This is a genomic window from Salmonella sp. GDC200615, from assembly GCF_050574145.1.
GTDB lineage: Bacteria > Pseudomonadota > Gammaproteobacteria > Enterobacterales > Enterobacteriaceae > Salmonella > Salmonella enterica.
Window position 1 is genome coordinate 2,060,750 of the sequence record NZ_CP192247.1, and the last position, 15,568, is coordinate 2,076,317.

The following is a 15,568-nucleotide window of genomic DNA, read 5'->3' on the forward strand; positions in this document are numbered from 1 at the left end:
ATGGCGCTTACAAAAGCTGAAATGTCAGAATATCTGTTTGATAAGCTTGGGCTTAGCAAGCGGGATGCCAAAGAACTGGTTGAACTGTTTTTCGAAGAGATCCGTCGTGCTCTGGAAAACGGTGAGCAGGTGAAACTCTCTGGTTTTGGTAACTTCGATCTGCGTGATAAAAATCAACGTCCGGGGCGTAACCCGAAAACGGGTGAAGATATTCCTATTACAGCACGGCGCGTGGTGACCTTCAGACCCGGGCAGAAGTTAAAGAGCCGGGTCGAAAACGCTTCGCCCAAAGAAGAGTAATCAGATCTAGGCATAACATCCATCAGGGTGTATTGCGGCAGATACGCTGCCATCCCGAAAGTAGATCAGCGGGATGACAGCGTATCTGTCAGCCTGAAAGATGACCCGTATAACTAAAAAGGCCGCATTGCGGCCTTTTTTCTTTCAAGTAAAGGATACCCACCGTAAAATCACGCTACCTCTTTTCAGCTGAATGGATAACATGCTGACTTTTGCCCGCCAACAACAGCGACGAAACGTTCGCTGGCTTCTGAGCCTGTCACTGCTGGTGCTACTGGCTACACTTCTGAGCTTATGCGCAGGCGAACAGTGGATTGCCCCCGGTGACTGGTTAAGCGCCCGGGGGGAACTGTTTGTCTGGCAAATTCGCCTTCCCCGCACGCTTGCGGTATTGCTGGTTGGCGCTGCGCTGGCGCTATCTGGCGCCGTGATGCAGGCGCTGTTTGAAAACCCACTTGCTGAACCGGGTCTGCTCGGCGTTTCGAATGGGGCCGGTGTTGGGCTTATTGCCGCCGTCTTACTGGGGCAGGGGCAACTGCCAGGATGGGCGCTGGGACTGTGCGCTATAGCCGGCGCGCTCATTATTACGTTAATCCTGCTGCGTTTTGCGCGTCGCCATCTCTCTACCAGCCGCTTGTTGTTGGCGGGCGTCGCGCTGGGCATTATCTGTAGCGCGCTGATGACGTGGGCTATCTATTTTTCCACCTCTTTCGATCTGCGGCAATTAATGTACTGGATGATGGGAGGATTTGGCGGCGTTGACTGGCAGCAGAGCTGGCTAATGATTGCGCTCATCCCGGTACTGATCTGGATATGTTGCCAGTCGCAACCGCTGAATATGCTGGCGCTAGGGGAAACCTCGGCGCGGCAGCTTGGCCTGCCGCTGTGGTTCTGGCGCAATTTGTTGGTCATCGCCACCGGCTGGATGGTGGGCGTCAGCGTGGCGATGGCGGGGGCGATTGGTTTTATCGGTCTGGTTATTCCGCACATCCTGCGCTTATGTGGTTTAACCGATCACCGGGTTTTACTTCCCGGCTGCGCGCTGGCCGGGGCTATCGCCCTGCTATTGGCTGATGTGGTCGCCCGACTGGCGCTGGCGTCGGCTGAACTGCCTATCGGGGTGGTCACCGCCACATTGGGGGCACCAGTGTTTATCTGGCTGCTACTCAAATCCGCGCGTTAGCGCATCGGTAAACAACTGCTTTCATCATTCGCAGTCTATGATTAAAGGCTAACGATGAAACCCGCTATTCTACCGACATCAGGGAGACACCATGCAAAACTCGCTTCTTAATACTCACGTTACGACGATTGATGGAGAGGTCACTACACTTGAAAAATACGCCGGAAAAGTGCTGCTCATTGTAAACGTCGCCTCCAGATGTGGCCTGACTCCGCAATATGAACAGTTGGAAAATATCCAGAAGGCGTGGGCAGATCAGGGGTTTGTCGTGTTGGGTTTTCCCTGCAACCAGTTTATGGGGCAGGAGCCAGGCAGCGAAGAGGAGATTAAAACCTATTGTGCCAGCACCTGGGGCGTCACGTTCCCGATGTTCAGTAAAATTGATGTGAATGGCGACGCGCGCCATCCGCTGTATCAAAAACTGATAGCCGCTGCGCCAACGGCAGTCGCGCCGGAGAAGAGCGGCTTTTACGAACGGATGGTAAGCAAAGGGCGTACGCCACTCTATCCGGATGATATTCTGTGGAATTTTGAAAAATTTTTGGTAGGCCGGGATGGTCAGGTGGTACAGCGTTTTTCGCCGGATATGACGCCTGAAGATCCTATTGTGATGGAAAGCATAAAAATCACGTTGGCAAAATAATGTCTCAATTGATGCAATTAAAGGATGTCGCCGAGAGCACCCGCCTGGGGCCGCTTTCCGGCGAAGTAAGCGCAGGAGAGATCCTTCATCTTGTCGGGCCGAACGGTGCCGGGAAAAGCACGCTACTGGCGCGTATGGCGGGGTTAACCTCCGGCGAGGGGAGCATCAGGTTTGGCGGAGCGCCGCTGGAGGCATGGGCGACGGCAACGCTTGCCCAACACCGCGCTTATCTTGCGCAACAGCAAAATCCGCCGTTCGCCATGCCGGTCTGGCATTACCTGACATTGCATCAACCTGATAAAACGCGAACCGGGCAGCTTAACGAGGTGGCCGATATGCTTGGATTAGGCGACAAACTGGGGCGAAGCGTGAATCAGCTTTCCGGTGGCGAGTGGCAGCGTGTTCGCCTTGCTGCCGTTGTACTACAAATTCATCCCGACGCTAATCCGGTCGGTCAATTATTGCTGCTTGATGAGCCAATGAACAGTCTCGATGTTGCGCAACAAAACGCTCTGGATCGGGTATTACATCATTTATGTCAGGCAGGAATTGCGATTGTGATGAGTAGCCACGATCTGAACCACACGCTGCGCCATGCGCATAAAGCCTGGTTACTAAAGCGCGGTAAACTCATTGCCTGCGGCCGCCGGGAAGAGGTGCTCACCCCCTCTTATCTGGCGCAAGCCTACGGTCTGCGCTTTCGACGACTCGACGTCGAGGGGCATCCAACGCTCATTTCGGCCACTTAAGTAAAATCGTTTCTTGAAAAGCAGGTAATTTCGACGCTAAATTAATACCAAAATAAAAACAGAGGATTGTTGCGGCATGCGTTTTTGGCTTCTTGTTATCACAGCATTGTTCCTGGCAGGATGCAGTACTCATCGGGCACCGGCGCCAAATGCCAGATTATCAGACTCCATTACCGTCATTGCGGGTCTGAACGATCAGTTGCAGTCCTGGCGCGGTACGCCATACCGTTACGGCGGCATGAGTCGCAGAGGCGTGGACTGTTCCGGCTTTGTGGTGGTCACTATGCGCGACAAGTTTGATTTGCAGTTGCCTCGTGATACGCGTGAACAATCAAAAATCGGCACCAGAATCGATAAAGATGAATTGCTGCCCGGAGATTTGGTTTTCTTTAAAACCGGTTCGGGCGAAAGTGGTTTACATGTTGGTATTTACGATACAAATAATGAGTTTATTCATGCCTCTACCAGTCGTGGCGTGATGCGTTCATCGCTGGATAATGTGTACTGGCGAAAAAACTTCTGGCAGGCACGGCGAATTTAACCTCGCAGACGATATAAATTTTATAGTCTATTTTTAACATATCGCCGGTTGAACTTATGACATCTGTTGTCATCATATATAATGATATAACCGTAGCATTTACAAACGTACTTTTATTAAAAACGGGCGTGTTCACGCCCTGTGAAAAGTACAACATTGGATATTGGTTTATAATCAGAGTAAGTTAAAAAAAGGAACCGGTTCACCGGTAAACAAGAAAAATGATGACGCTTCAATTAGTATCTGAAGTTACGTCTGTTTCCGTCCGTAGTGACTGGATGGCGAATAGCGCCCTAACCATGGGACTGGCGTAATGATTGCTTCACTTGATGAGCTTTACCATTCCGAACTCTTTTTCCTTCCCGTCATGGATGAAAATGCTCGGCTTGTTGGTTTAGAGATTATTGCAACGTTTGCCGCTGAAGACGGCGCCGTGCGGATGCCGACTGAGTTGGTAGCGCCTCGTCTTTCGGTGGAGGAACAATACTGTCTGTTTGTTGAAAAACTGGCGTTGTTAGAAACCTGTCAGCACTTTTTTATTCAGCATAAACTTATTGCATGGCTTAATTTACTGCCCGCAATTAGTGACTTATTATTATTAGATAGCGAACTTTTTTCCCGGGCAGCGCGCTTTCCGTTTCTTGAATTAGCTATAAATGAGAACTATCCTGGGTTAAACCAGGGCAAAAACAATGAAACGTTAGCTAATCTGGCAATGCATTTCCCATTAATGCTGGCAAATTTTGGGGCAGGCGAGGCGTCGACTAAAGCTATTTTCGATGGGCTTTTCAAACGAGTCATGTTGGATAAAAATTTTATTCAGCAGCGAGCTGAAATGATCTCATTCGAACCATTCATGCACGCTATTGTTGCCCAGATCTCCTCCAGCTGCGAGTCGCTGATGATTGCCGGTATTGATAATGAGGCGATGTTTTCGCGCGCAGCGCCATTGGGATTTAGCGCATTCCAGGGCGGACTATGGCCTCCGGTGCCGGTAAGCCAGCTCATTAAACTCGTTCAGCGATAACCTTTCTGTTTGCCGGTGTTTAACCGGTGATTAACCGTCTACACTGAAGACAGGAGGCCCTATGACCCTGTCTTTTACTGCCCGTTGGCGCGATGAACTGCCAGCAACGTATACCGCGCTTTTACCCACACCGTTAAAAAATGCGCGACTGATTTGGTATAACGACAAACTGGCGCAGCAGTTAGCAATTCCCGCGTCGTTATTTGACGCTACCAATGGCGCTGGCGTTTGGGGCGGCGAAACCTTATTACCCGGTATGTCGCCTGTCGCGCAGGTATATAGCGGGCATCAGTTCGGCGTCTGGGCGGGACAACTCGGCGACGGACGCGGTATTTTGCTGGGCGAACAGCTCCTGGCGGATGGCTCGACCCTCGACTGGCATCTGAAAGGCGCCGGATTAACACCCTATTCGCGAATGGGGGATGGACGCGCCGTCCTGCGTTCAACCATACGAGAAAGCCTTGCCAGCGAAGCCATGCATTATCTGGGTATTCCCACTACGCGCGCGTTATCTATCGTAGCCAGCGATACGCCGGTTCAGCGAGAGACGCAGGAAACGGGCGCGATGTTAATGCGTCTGGCGCAAAGTCATATGCGTTTTGGTCATTTCGAACATTTCTACTACCGCCGTGAGCCGGAAAAAGTTCAGCAACTGGCTGATTTCGCTATTCGTCATTACTGGCCGCAATGGCAGGATGTCCCGGAAAAATATGCTTTGTGGTTTGAAGAGGTGGCGGCGCGTACCGGAAGACTCATCGCCGAGTGGCAAACCGTCGGTTTTTCGCACGGCGTTATGAATACGGATAACATGTCGATTCTGGGGCTGACCATCGACTATGGCCCCTTTGGTTTTCTCGACGACTACGATCCCGGCTTCATTGGTAACCATTCCGATCATCAGGGACGTTACCGCTTCGATAATCAACCGTTGGTGGCGCTGTGGAATTTACAACGTCTGGCGCAGACGTTAACCCCTTTTATTGAGATCGACGCGTTAAACAGAGCGCTGGATCGTTACCAGGACGCGTTGTTAACGCACTATGGGCAGCGAATGCGCCAGAAGCTGGGTTTCTTTACCGAGCAAAAAGACGATAACGCTTTACTGAATGAATTGTTTAGTCTGATGGCGCGCGAAGGGAGTGACTATACCCGTACATTTCGGATGTTAAGCCATACGGAGCAACAGAGCGCTTCCTCGCCGTTGCGGGATACGTTTATCGATCGCGCGGCGTTCGATGCCTGGTTCGATCGCTACCGGGCGCGATTGCGCACAGAGGCGGTGGATGACGCGCTGCGCCAGCAGCAGATGCAACGCGTGAATCCTGCGGTTGTGTTGCGCAACTGGCTGGCGCAACGCGCGATAGATGCGGCTGAACAAGGAGACATGGCGGAACTGCATCGGTTACATGAAGTTTTACGTCAACCTTTTACCGATCGAGATGATGACTATGCCAGCCGACCGCCGGAGTGGGGAAAGCGGCTGGAGGTCAGTTGTTCAAGTTAGCCTGACGCCAGCAGCATCGTCTGCTGGCGGAGCGTTATTTGGTTAACAGTAGCTTACCAGCCTGAGTTTTGCGCAACAGATACTCCTGACCGTTGTGATCGATGATGACTTTGCCGTCCGGACCTAATAGCGCCTGACTGTTGACGCGCCGTTCAGCGGCAGGGAGAAGCGTTTCATTGTCTATTTCCTTAGGGTGAGGCAGCTCGGTGTTATCCATACGCGATATGTTATTTATTAATAATCAAACTCACAATGATTATTATTATCAATAATTAATGCGATAACAGCAAGTGCTAATTCTGTGGAGTGATATACGCGCGGGGAGAGAAAAGGGCGGGTAACGCATCGAAGAAACGCCCATCCCGGCAGGATGGGCGAGCTATTAAAAGCGGCTGTCTACCGCTGCGGCAAGTTTTTCCAACAAAACTTCCGTATCTTCCCAGTTCAGGCAGGGATCGGTAATGGACTGACCATAGATTAATGGTTGACCGCTGATAATTTTTTGCGTGCCTTCCCGTAAAAAACTCTCGGCCATAATCCCGGCAATTGCCGTGGAGCCATTACGAATCTGCTGGCAAATATCATCACATACCTCCAGCTGGCGGCGATGCTGTTTTTGACAGTTGCCGTGGCTGAAGTCGACGACCAGATGTTCCGGCAGATCAAATTCATGCAACGTATCGCAGGCGGCGGCAATATCTTCAGCGTGGTAGTTCGGTTTTTTACCGCCGCGCATGATGATGTGCCCATACGGGTTGCCACTCGTCTGGTAGATGGTCATCTGTCCGTCTTTATCCGGCGAGAGAAACATATGGCTGGCGCGGGAGGCGCGAATAGCGTCAACGGCAATGCGAGTATTGCCATCCGTACCATTTTTAAAGCCGACCGGACAAGAGAGCGCAGAAGCCATTTCCCGATGGATTTGGCTTTCGGTGGTACGCGCGCCAATCGCTCCCCAACTGATCAGATCGGCAATAAACTGGCCAGTGACCATATCAAGAAATTCTGTGGCGGTCGGTACTCCCAGTTCGTTCACCTGCAATAGCAAGCGACGCGCCAGTTCAAGCCCATAATTGACGCGGTAACTTCCATTCAAGTCAGGATCGGAAATCAGGCCTTTCCATCCCACAACGGTGCGCGGTTTTTCAAAATAGGTGCGCATGACGATTTCCAGACGCGCCTGATGCTTTTGGCGTTGTGCCTGGAGCTGCGTCGCGTATTCCATGGCAGCATTCAGATCGTGAATCGAACAGGGGCCAATGACGACCAGTAGCCGTGGATCTTCACCATTTAAAATCTTTTCTATCCGGCGTCGGGAGTCGGTAACGTGACTGGCGACGGAGGACGATACAGGATACCGCTGCGCGAGTTCGGTCGGTGTTACCAGGCTATCGATACGCGCAGTACGGAGTTCGTCGGTTCTGTTCATTACAAGTCTCAGAAATTTGTTGCTTCAACGGCAGGACTACCGGGAAGTGATGGGCATCACGATAAACCAATCCCTGCTGATTTCAAGTGCGAGGCGTGTCACACCTCGCAGGCAGAACGGCATGATAACAAAAACCAACCCATTAAACTAGTTTGCTAGTACATCCTGCGGTTAAGCCCCATAATATCGAGAATCTTGGTGGCTATCTCTTCAACGGAATAATTAGTGCTGTTCAGGCAGGGGATCTGATTCTTACGATACAGCGCTTCGACCTCCGCCACTTCCATGCGGCACTGACGCAACGAGGCATAGCGACTGTTTTCACGGCGTTCTTCGCGAATTGCCGCCAGGCGTTCAGGGTCAATTGTCAGGCCGAACAGTTTATGTTGTAGCGGTTTTAACGATGTGGGCAGCGTCAAATTATCCATATCATCGGCGATGAAAGGGTAGTTAGCCGCACGAATACAGAATTGCATCGCCAGATAGAGGCTGGTGGGCGTTTTTCCACAGCGCGAAACGCCAAGTAAAATGACCTGAGCCTGATCGAGGTTGCGCAATGAAATGCCATCATCATGCGCCAGGGTATAATCGATAGCGGCAATACGGGCGTCATACTTGTTCAGGTTACCCGGATTAAGCCCATGAGTACGATGAGCGATCGGCGTCGGATCCAGTTTCATCTCCTGCTGAAGCGGCGCCACCAGCGCCTGGACGATATCCTGGCAGAAACCTTCGCTCTGTAAGATGATGGCGCGAATTTCAGGTAAAACAATCGAGTAAAACACCAGCGGGCGAACGCCGGTTTGCTGATAAATGGCGTCAATTTGGTCTTTGACGGCGCGGGCGCGACTTTCGTTTTCCACGAATGGCAGCGTGATGCTGCTGATCGTCACCGGAAACTGCGACATAACCGCGTGACCCAGGACCTCGGCGGTGATGGCGGTACCATCAGAAATATAGAAAACATGGCGATCAACAACATTATCCATTCTGTTCATCCTGAAGAGTAAACATAATTATCTGAAAGCATAAATTAAAAGTAACGGGAAACGTATAACTTGTCGCTTATTTTATAAAATGACAGGCGCTTTTTATAATTAATGAAAAGTGTGTTTCATTTCCTGGAAACGCAGTTTATACCGGGGGTTATTCAGGGAATGCCGTGCTATGCGCGGGTTTGCGCAACTACGTAAACAATCTGAAAAAATGAAAAAATAAATTTGCTTGAACGATTCACCGTTTTTTTCGCGGGTTTAAGTATGCCAGGATAAATACGCAACTATGTGTTTCTTAAACTCGTTCATTTATCACAAAAGGATTGTTCGATGTCCAACAATGGCTCGTCACCGCTGGTGCTTTGGTATAACCAACTCGGCATGAATGATGTAGACAGAGTTGGGGGCAAAAATGCCTCCCTGGGTGAAATGATTACTAACCTTTCCGGCATGGGCGTATCCGTTCCGAATGGTTTTGCAACCACTGCCGATGCGTTTAACCAGTTTTTGGATCAAAGCGGCGTAAACCAGCGCATTTATGAGCTGCTGGATAAGACAGATATTGATGATGTCTCCCAGCTGGCGAAAGCGGGCGCGCAGATCCGCCAGTGGATTATCGACACTCCTTTCCAGCCGGCGCTGGAAAACGCCATCCGCGATGCCTATGCGCAGCTTTCGTCGGATGATGAAAATGCCTCTTTTGCCGTGCGTTCCTCCGCCACGGCGGAAGATATGCCAGATGCTTCGTTTGCGGGTCAACAGGAAACGTTTCTTAACGTTCAGGGCTTCGACGCGGTGCTGGTGGCAGTGAAACACGTATTTGCTTCTCTGTTTAACGATCGCGTCATCTCTTATCGCGTTCACCAGGGATATGATCATCGCGGCGTAGCGCTTTCCGCTGGCGTGCAGCGGATGGTTCGCTCCGATCTCGCCTCGTCAGGGGTGATGTTCTCTATCGATACCGAATCCGGCTTTGACCAGGTGGTCTTTATCACCTCGGCATGGGGACTGGGTGAAATGGTGGTGCAGGGCGCGGTTAACCCGGATGAATTTTATGTCCATAAGCCAACCCTGGCGGCAGGCCGTCCGGCCATCGTACGCCGCACCATGGGGTCGAAAAAATCCGCATGGTTTACGCCGCCACCCAGGAGCACGGCAAGCAAGTGAAGATTGAGGATGTGCCGCAGCAACAGCGCGACATTTTCTCGCTCACCAACGAAGAAGTGCAGGAACTGGCGAAACAAGCGGTGCAGATTGAGCAGCACTATGGTCGTCCGATGGATATCGAATGGGCGAAAGACGGTCATACCGGTAAGCTCTTTATTGTGCAGGCACGTCCGGAAACCGTGCGCTCCCGTGGCCAGGTGATGGAGCGTTATACGCTACATGCGCAGGGGAAAATCATTGCCGAAGGTCGCGCCATTGGTCATCGTATCGGCGCGGGTACGGTAAAAGTTATTCATGATATCGGCGAAATGAACCGTATTGAGCCTGGCGATGTGCTTGTCACCGATATGACCGACCCGGACTGGGAACCGATCATGAAAAAAGCGGCGGCGATTGTCACTAACCGTGGCGGGCGCACCTGTCACGCGGCGATTATCGCCCGCGAATTGGGCATTCCGGCGGTTGTCGGCTGCGGCGACGCCACCGAACGCATGAAAGATGGCGAAAAAGTAACCGTCTCCTGTGCGGAAGGTGATACCGGTTATGTGTATGCCGACATGCTGGATTTCAGCGTAAAAAGCTCCAGCGTAGATACCATGCCAGAGCTACCGCTGAAGGTCATGATGAACGTCGGCAACCCGGACAGGGCATTTGACTTTGCCTGCCTGCCGAATGAAGGCGTAGGTCTGGCGCGACTGGAATTCATCATTAACCGTATGATTGGCGTTCACCCACGCGCGCTGCTGGAGTTTGACGACCAGGATGCCGCGCTGCAAAACGACATTCGTGAGATGATGAAAGGGTTTGACTCGCCGCGTGAATTTTACGTTGGTCGACTGACGGAAGGGATCGCGACGTTAGGCGCCGCCTTCTACCCGAAACGCGTCATCGTTCGCCTGTCTGACTTTAAGTCCAACGAATACGCCAACCTGGTCGGCGGCGAACGTTATGAGCCGCATGAAGAAAACCCGATGCTGGGCTTCCGCGGCGCGGGCCGTTACGTCGCAGAAAGTTTCCGCGATTGTTTTGCGCTGGAATGCGAAGCGGTGAAACGCGTGCGCAACGATATGGGCCTTACCAACGTCGAAATCATGATCCCGTTCGTGCGGACGGTCGACCAGGCGAAAGCGGTCATCGAAGAGCTGGCGCGCCAGGGGCTTAAACGCGGCGAGAACGGGCTGAAGATCATCATGATGTGCGAGATCCCGTCCAATGCCTTGCTGGCTGAACAGTTCCTCGAGTATTTTGATGGCTTCTCGATTGGTTCTAACGACATGACGCAGCTGGCGTTGGGGCTGGATCGCGATTCCGGCGTGGTGTCTGAACTGTTTGACGAGCGTAACGACGCGGTGAAAGCGCTGCTGTCGATGGCGATCCGCGCGGCGAAAAAACAGGGCAAATATGTTGGAATTTGCGGTCAGGGTCCGTCCGACCATGAAGACTTTGCCGCCTGGCTGATGGAAGAGGGGATCGACAGCCTGTCGCTGAACCCGGACACCGTGGTTCAGACCTGGCTGAGTCTGGCGGAACTGAAGAAGTAGTGTAATACCGGATGGCGGCGTTAACGTCGCCATCCGGCAATTTATACCGCAGTGTGCTCCTGGCGCAGCCGCTCAATAATATCCTGCCGCAACAGAAACTTCTGCACTTTGCCAGAGGCGGTTCTGGGCAGTTTTTCTACGATGACGATCCGTTCCGGATATTTATACTTCGCTACCCGTTTTCGACTGAAAAAAGCGATCACCTCTTCCAGCGTCAGCGAAAGGTGCGGCGGTTTTAAGACTACATACGCGCATGAACGTTCGCCTAAGCGTTCATCAGGCATAGCAACGACGCAAGCATCGTGTATGCGGGGGTGTTGCAATAAAATATCCTCCACCTCGCGACTGCTGATATTTTCACCTCCACGTATAATAATATCCTTTTTGCGCCCGGTAATTTTGATATAACCGTCTTCATCCATGCGGCAGAGGTCGCCGCTGTAATACCAGCCCTCGTTATCCAGTGCGCGGGCGGTAAGTTCCGGCTCGTCCAGGTATCCCATAAAAACGTTCGGCCCGCGCGAGGCTTCTTCGCCTTCGTGGCCTGCTGGAAGCGTATTGCGATCTTCATCCACGATTTTAATTTCTACACCGGTGGCGGCATAACCATCGGTATTCATCATGCGTGAAGTCGAATCACCCAGATTAACCATCGAGTGTGGAGAACTTTCTGTAGAACCGTAAATACTCAATAATTTGATACCGCGCTGCTGGCAGTCGCGGGCAACCTTTTTGGGAATAATCGTGCCGCCGCATAAGAAGAATCGCAGTGAGGAGAGGTCGGCAGGCTGTTGCTCAACGGCACAAAGCAGATCGTAAATAAACGGCGTCGCGCCTGACATACAGGTACAGCGTTGCTGCGCTAATAAGGTCAGGCAGGCTTCTGGGGTAAAGATGTCCAGCAATACGCTACGCGCCCCGATTAAAAAGGGCGCGGTGACGCCGTGTAAAAATCCGGTGGCGTGGCCCAGTGGCGCAGGCATCAGGAACACATCTTGCCAGGTTAAATTCAACCGCGCGCAATACGCCCGTTCACTGGCAAGAATATTATTGTGGGTCAACATCACCCCTTTCGGCATTCCTTCTGTGCCGGAGGTAAACAGCACTGCCGCCAGTTCATCACCGTGAATGTTAATGTCTGACTGCAACGGTTCGCTGCGGTCGATGATTTGACTAAGCGCAAGCGCTGTGGTGGCAGGCGCCAGTTTATCCACGCCGACAATATGCGTCAGATGGCGCAGTTGATTTTGTAGCGGAAGGATAAGATCGACCGGACGATTCTGTTTGAATACGGTGGGGGCGAAGAATATTTTAGCCTGACATTTGTTCAGCACCCAAACCAGCTCTGCTTCTCGCCAGGCGGGAAGTAGCGGGACAGATACCGCGCTCGTTTTCAGGCAGGCCAGATAAATGAGGGTAAACTCACACCAGCCCGGAAGCTGAAAGGCCACGCGATCGCCCGGTTGAATCCCCTGAGACAGTAACCAGTTTGCCAGGCGGCTTGCCGCGTAGTCGAGCGCGGCGTAGGTCCAGGACGCGCCATGATTATCGACCACGGCGATTTTATCGGGTACGGCGCGTGCGGTTTGCCGCCAGTAGTCGCCCAGTGAAGCATCGCCCCAGTAGCCGGACTCGCGATAGGTTTTCCGCCTTGCGGCGTCAAACGTTAATGTAACACTCATTGACTTGTTCTCTATTAATACAAATGACGTAATCTCCGGGGGCAAGCCGAATAAGAGCCTATCCCATTAGGGCTATTTTACTTGCCATTTTAGACCTGGGCAGTGCTCAAAATCCTCACGTACTACGTGTACGCTCCGGTTTTTGCGCGCTGTCCGTGTCCAAACTGGCTGCGCCAATAACGCCTACTGGGATAGTCTCTAAGACGCCGTAGCGTCGTTATCCGGTGTTTCAGAGCGTCAGCCGTAGCGAAACTCAACGCCGAACGTTCCCGCCGGGTATTCCCATTTTTCGAGAAGAGTATTGCCGCAGAGAACCCTGCAGGTCCCGCATTCCAGGCAGCCCGCGGAGTCAAAATGAATATTTCCCGCATCGTCCAGCTTATAGAGTCCGGCAGGGCAGGCTTTTATTAATTTATTAAACTCCTGCATGTCAGGCGAGGAGCGCAAAATGATATGTGGGTGTCCTTCATCTACGTAAAATTTATTTACGCCCAATTTGACGTCAACATTCACCTTATTGTCCGAACTCATAATGCCGTAGCCCCTTTTATGCCGTCTTTTAATAGATTCACCAGTCCAATTTTTTTCGCATGTGACAGGATAGTTTTACGCAACGGTGGGACTGGACCACCATCAACGGTGAACAGATCGCCCACAATGTTTGCCGCCATTCGCGGGTACTCGGTAAAAAGCCGTGGGTTTTCCATTAATCCGGGGAGTTTGCGGAAATGCCGCATATCGCGTAACACGCTGTTTTTCTCCAGCGCGCGTTTGTAACCGGCAAGACTCGCGGCGGAAAAATCTTGCCGCGCTTTAGCGTCAATGGCGGTTTGAGCGGCCGCTTGCGCGGACGCGATGGCTAAATCCATGCCGCGGACGGTATAGCCGAGATTCAGGCAAAGACCGGCGGCGTCGCCGACAATCATCACGCCGTCATTTGCCAGCTCCGGCATCATTGCTATGCCGCCTTCGGGCACCATATGAGCGGAGTATTCGAGCAGCGCTCCCCCCTGAATCAAAGGGCGTATCGCCGGATGCTGTTTAAAATCTTCCAGCATTTGCGGTACGCTTTTGGTCGCGTGAGCAATGTCGCCCAGGCCACATACCAGCCCCAGAGAAACCGAATCGCGGTTGGTATAAAGAAACCCGCCGCCCATGAGCCCGTTGGAGGGCGCGCCAGCGAATAACCAGGCGGCGCCTTCATGGGACGCCAGATTAAAACGCTCTTCAATAAGTGCCGGAGAGAGCCCAATCAACTCTTTTACGCCGACGGCATAGTGATGCGCAGACGAGGCAGGCACCATGTCCAGTGAACGGCCCAGCATGGAATTCACGCCGTCCGCGAGAATCACAATATTCGCATCAAGAATATCATCCCCGGCCTGAACGCCAGTGACGCGATTGCCTTCACGTACCAGAGCGTCGACCCGTACACCTGGGATAAACTGCGCGCCAGCCTGCTCCGCCTGCGCCATTAACTACGGGTCCAGTTTGTTGCGCAGTACGGTATATGACGTAAGGGGCGGAGTAGGGGGCGCGCGGTGAAAATCAAGTGTGACGGCGCTTTCTTCGGTTAAAAAGGAGATTTTTTCACGGGTAACGACGCGTTCGATGGGGGCGGACGTTGCGAATCCCGGCATAATACTTTCGATACTGTGAGCGTAGAGCCGGCCACCGGTCATATTTTTGCTGCCCGCGCTGTTTCCGCGTTCAATAACCAGTACATCCAGTCCCGCTTTTGCCATCACATACGCGGCGACCGTTCCTGCTACGCCTGCGCCCACCACAATAGCGTCAAATTTATCATCCGACATGCTTTATGCTCCTTTCCCGCCGTATCGACGACGGGAGATGTGCGTTGAAAAAGGAATTAGCGGCTTAACTGGTCGATGAGGGCAGGAACAACCTTATAGATATCGCCCACCAGGCCATAATCGGTATAATTGAAAATGGGCGCGTTTTTATCTTTGTTAATTGCGACAATAATTTTTGCGCCGTTTCCACCCACCATATGTTGAATTTGGCCGGAAATGCCCAGCGTCAGATAGAGATCGGATTTCAACAGAACGCCGGATACGCCAATATAACGCTCACGTTCCATCCAGTTTTCACCTTCCGCAATGGGGCGGGAACAGCCCACTTCTGCGCCGAGAACGGCCGCCAGTTTATGCACCATATCCAGATCGCTTTGCGCCGCCAGGCCTCGCCCTACGCCGATGACCCGTTTGGCTTTGCTCAAATCGACGCTGCTTAGCGATTTCGCGCGCCGCTGCTGGCACAATACCTCGTGGCCTGGGGCAATATATGCCAGCGTGGTCTGCGGGCAAGTATGACCGGGGAGAGGGGCGGCGGGTTCCAGCACGCCGGGTGCCAGCGTAATAATCGCCTGCGGACTGTTTAATTTCTCTTTGCCGAAAGCAAGTCCGCCGTACATGCGATGCTCTGCGTGTAGCGTCCCGTCGAGGAGGTCAATAGACGTCGCGTCGTTCACCATCATGGCGTCAAGCTGGATGCTCAGCCGGGCGCCCAGCGCTTTACAGCGCTTGGTCGCCGCCATGAGCAGCAGCCCATTTTGGTCGCCTAATAATGAGGCCAGCGTTTCGGCATAGTTTTCCACGCGCTGCAAATCCGTATGCGATTCAAGAGCGACTATCTCATCAGCGCCAAGCGCTTTCACGTAGTCGATCTCCGTGTTTCCTTGCACGATGGCGTAAACTTTTTCTCCCCACTGCTGCGCGCCGGTCATTAATTCGGCATAACGCTCTACGTTATCGCTAAATACCCATACGTTAGCTAAATGATTCATG

13 protein-coding genes and 2 pseudogenes are annotated in these 15,568 nt (G+C 52.5%); 8 read left to right on the forward strand and 7 right to left on the reverse strand.

Features of this window, described 5'->3' with window-relative positions:
- The 7 genes from ihfA (at nucleotide 1) to selO (ending at nucleotide 5,947) form a co-directional block, all read left to right on the forward strand.
- Entirely contained in the window at nucleotides 1-300 is a 300-nt protein-coding gene (gene ihfA / locus ACQ29O_RS09795; RefSeq protein WP_001229266.1) for an integration host factor subunit alpha, read from the forward strand.
- A 202-nt stretch (nucleotides 301-502) separates the two neighbouring features.
- The gene (gene btuC, locus ACQ29O_RS09800; protein ID WP_000954982.1) at nucleotides 503-1,483 is read left to right on the forward strand and encodes a vitamin B12 ABC transporter permease BtuC; all 981 of its coding nucleotides are present in this window, start codon (nucleotides 503-505) and stop codon (nucleotides 1,481-1,483) included.
- A 91-nt stretch (nucleotides 1,484-1,574) separates the two neighbouring features.
- Nucleotides 1,575-2,126 carry a glutathione peroxidase gene (locus ACQ29O_RS09805; RefSeq protein WP_001181567.1) on the forward strand — a complete coding sequence of 184 codons (552 nt, stop codon included), beginning with the start codon at nucleotides 1,575-1,577 and terminating at the stop codon, nucleotides 2,124-2,126.
- Complete coding sequence (btuD, locus tag ACQ29O_RS09810; RefSeq protein WP_000080608.1) at nucleotides 2,126-2,875, forward strand: vitamin B12 ABC transporter ATP-binding protein BtuD; 750 nt, start codon at nucleotides 2,126-2,128, stop codon at nucleotides 2,873-2,875. Before ACQ29O_RS09805 ends, btuD begins: the two co-directional genes overlap by 1 nt.
- A 76-nt stretch (nucleotides 2,876-2,951) precedes the next feature.
- On the forward strand, nucleotides 2,952-3,416 hold the full coding sequence (locus ACQ29O_RS09815; protein WP_001213256.1) for a C40 family peptidase: 465 nt from the start codon (nucleotides 2,952-2,954) through the stop codon (nucleotides 3,414-3,416).
- A 313-nt stretch (nucleotides 3,417-3,729) separates the two neighbouring features.
- Nucleotides 3,730-4,443 (forward strand): anti-FlhDC factor YdiV, encoded by a 714-nt coding sequence (gene ydiV / locus ACQ29O_RS09820; RefSeq protein WP_000561990.1) that lies wholly within the window; start codon nucleotides 3,730-3,732, stop codon nucleotides 4,441-4,443.
- 61 nt (nucleotides 4,444-4,504) lie between these two features.
- The gene (gene selO, locus ACQ29O_RS09825) at nucleotides 4,505-5,947 is read left to right on the forward strand and encodes a protein adenylyltransferase SelO (RefSeq protein ID WP_000175681.1); all 1,443 of its coding nucleotides are present in this window, start codon (nucleotides 4,505-4,507) and stop codon (nucleotides 5,945-5,947) included.
- Nucleotides 5,948-5,981: 34 nt separating this feature from the next.
- Here the strand turns inward: selO and hemP are convergent, their stop codons facing one another.
- The 3 genes from hemP to ppsR form a co-directional block, all read right to left on the reverse strand.
- Nucleotides 5,982-6,173, reverse strand: coding sequence for a hemin uptake protein HemP (hemP, locus tag ACQ29O_RS09830; RefSeq protein WP_000089115.1), 192 nt, complete (start codon nucleotides 6,171-6,173; stop codon nucleotides 5,982-5,984).
- 156 nt (nucleotides 6,174-6,329) lie between these two features.
- A complete protein-coding gene (gene aroH / locus ACQ29O_RS09835; protein WP_001082196.1) occupies nucleotides 6,330-7,376 on the reverse strand; it encodes a 3-deoxy-7-phosphoheptulonate synthase AroH in 1,047 nt (348 codons plus the stop codon).
- 155 nt (nucleotides 7,377-7,531) lie between these two features.
- Nucleotides 7,532-8,365, reverse strand: a complete 834-nt coding sequence (gene ppsR, locus ACQ29O_RS09840) for a posphoenolpyruvate synthetase regulatory kinase/phosphorylase PpsR (protein ID WP_000370991.1) — start codon at nucleotides 8,363-8,365, stop codon at nucleotides 7,532-7,534.
- Nucleotides 8,366-8,701: 336 nt separating this feature from the next.
- Here ppsR and ppsA point away from each other — a divergent pair.
- A pseudogene (ppsA, locus tag ACQ29O_RS09845) lies at nucleotides 8,702-11,079 on the forward strand (phosphoenolpyruvate synthase).
- A 41-nt stretch (nucleotides 11,080-11,120) separates the two neighbouring features.
- Here ppsA and fadK read toward each other — a convergent pair.
- The 4 genes and pseudogenes from fadK to ACQ29O_RS09865 form a co-directional block, all read right to left on the reverse strand.
- Entirely contained in the window at nucleotides 11,121-12,761 is a 1,641-nt protein-coding gene (gene fadK, locus ACQ29O_RS09850; protein ID WP_000117502.1) for a medium-chain fatty-acid--CoA ligase, read from the reverse strand.
- A 237-nt stretch (nucleotides 12,762-12,998) separates the two neighbouring features.
- Nucleotides 12,999-13,292: a ferredoxin family protein gene (locus tag ACQ29O_RS09855; protein ID WP_000093362.1), complete on the reverse strand. Its 294-nt coding sequence runs from the start codon at nucleotides 13,290-13,292 to the stop codon at nucleotides 12,999-13,001.
- Nucleotides 13,289-14,575, reverse strand: a pseudogene (locus tag ACQ29O_RS09860) (FAD-dependent oxidoreductase). Before ACQ29O_RS09860 ends, ACQ29O_RS09855 begins: the two are co-directional and overlap by 4 nt.
- A 56-nt stretch (nucleotides 14,576-14,631) precedes the next feature.
- A complete protein-coding gene (locus ACQ29O_RS09865) occupies nucleotides 14,632-15,567 on the reverse strand; it encodes an electron transfer flavoprotein subunit alpha (protein WP_253336036.1) in 936 nt (311 codons plus the stop codon).
- Nucleotide 15,568 lies beyond the last annotated feature (1 nt).

Coding starts and splice junctions, on each gene's coding strand:
- ydiV (WP_000561990.1), top strand. CDS start 3,730: ATGATTGCTTCACTTGATGAGCTTTACCATTCCGAACTCTTTTTCCTT.
- btuC (WP_000954982.1), top strand. CDS start 503: ATGCTGACTTTTGCCCGCCAACAACAGCGACGAAACGTTCGCTGGCTT.
- ACQ29O_RS09815 (WP_001213256.1), top strand. CDS start 2,952: ATGCGTTTTTGGCTTCTTGTTATCACAGCATTGTTCCTGGCAGGATGC.
- ACQ29O_RS09865 (WP_253336036.1), bottom strand. CDS start 15,567: ATGAATCATTTAGCTAACGTATGGGTATTTAGCGATAACGTAGAGCGT.
- ihfA (WP_001229266.1), top strand. CDS start 1: ATGGCGCTTACAAAAGCTGAAATGTCAGAATATCTGTTTGATAAGCTT.
- ACQ29O_RS09855 (WP_000093362.1), bottom strand. CDS start 13,292: ATGAGTTCGGACAATAAGGTGAATGTTGACGTCAAATTGGGCGTAAAT.
- fadK (WP_000117502.1), bottom strand. CDS start 12,761: ATGAGTGTTACATTAACGTTTGACGCCGCAAGGCGGAAAACCTATCGC.
- ppsR (WP_000370991.1), bottom strand. CDS start 8,365: ATGGATAATGTTGTTGATCGCCATGTTTTCTATATTTCTGATGGTACC.
- aroH (WP_001082196.1), bottom strand. CDS start 7,376: ATGAACAGAACCGACGAACTCCGTACTGCGCGTATCGATAGCCTGGTA.
- selO (WP_000175681.1), top strand. CDS start 4,505: ATGACCCTGTCTTTTACTGCCCGTTGGCGCGATGAACTGCCAGCAACG.
- btuD (WP_000080608.1), top strand. CDS start 2,126: ATGTCTCAATTGATGCAATTAAAGGATGTCGCCGAGAGCACCCGCCTG.
- ACQ29O_RS09805 (WP_001181567.1), top strand. CDS start 1,575: ATGCAAAACTCGCTTCTTAATACTCACGTTACGACGATTGATGGAGAG.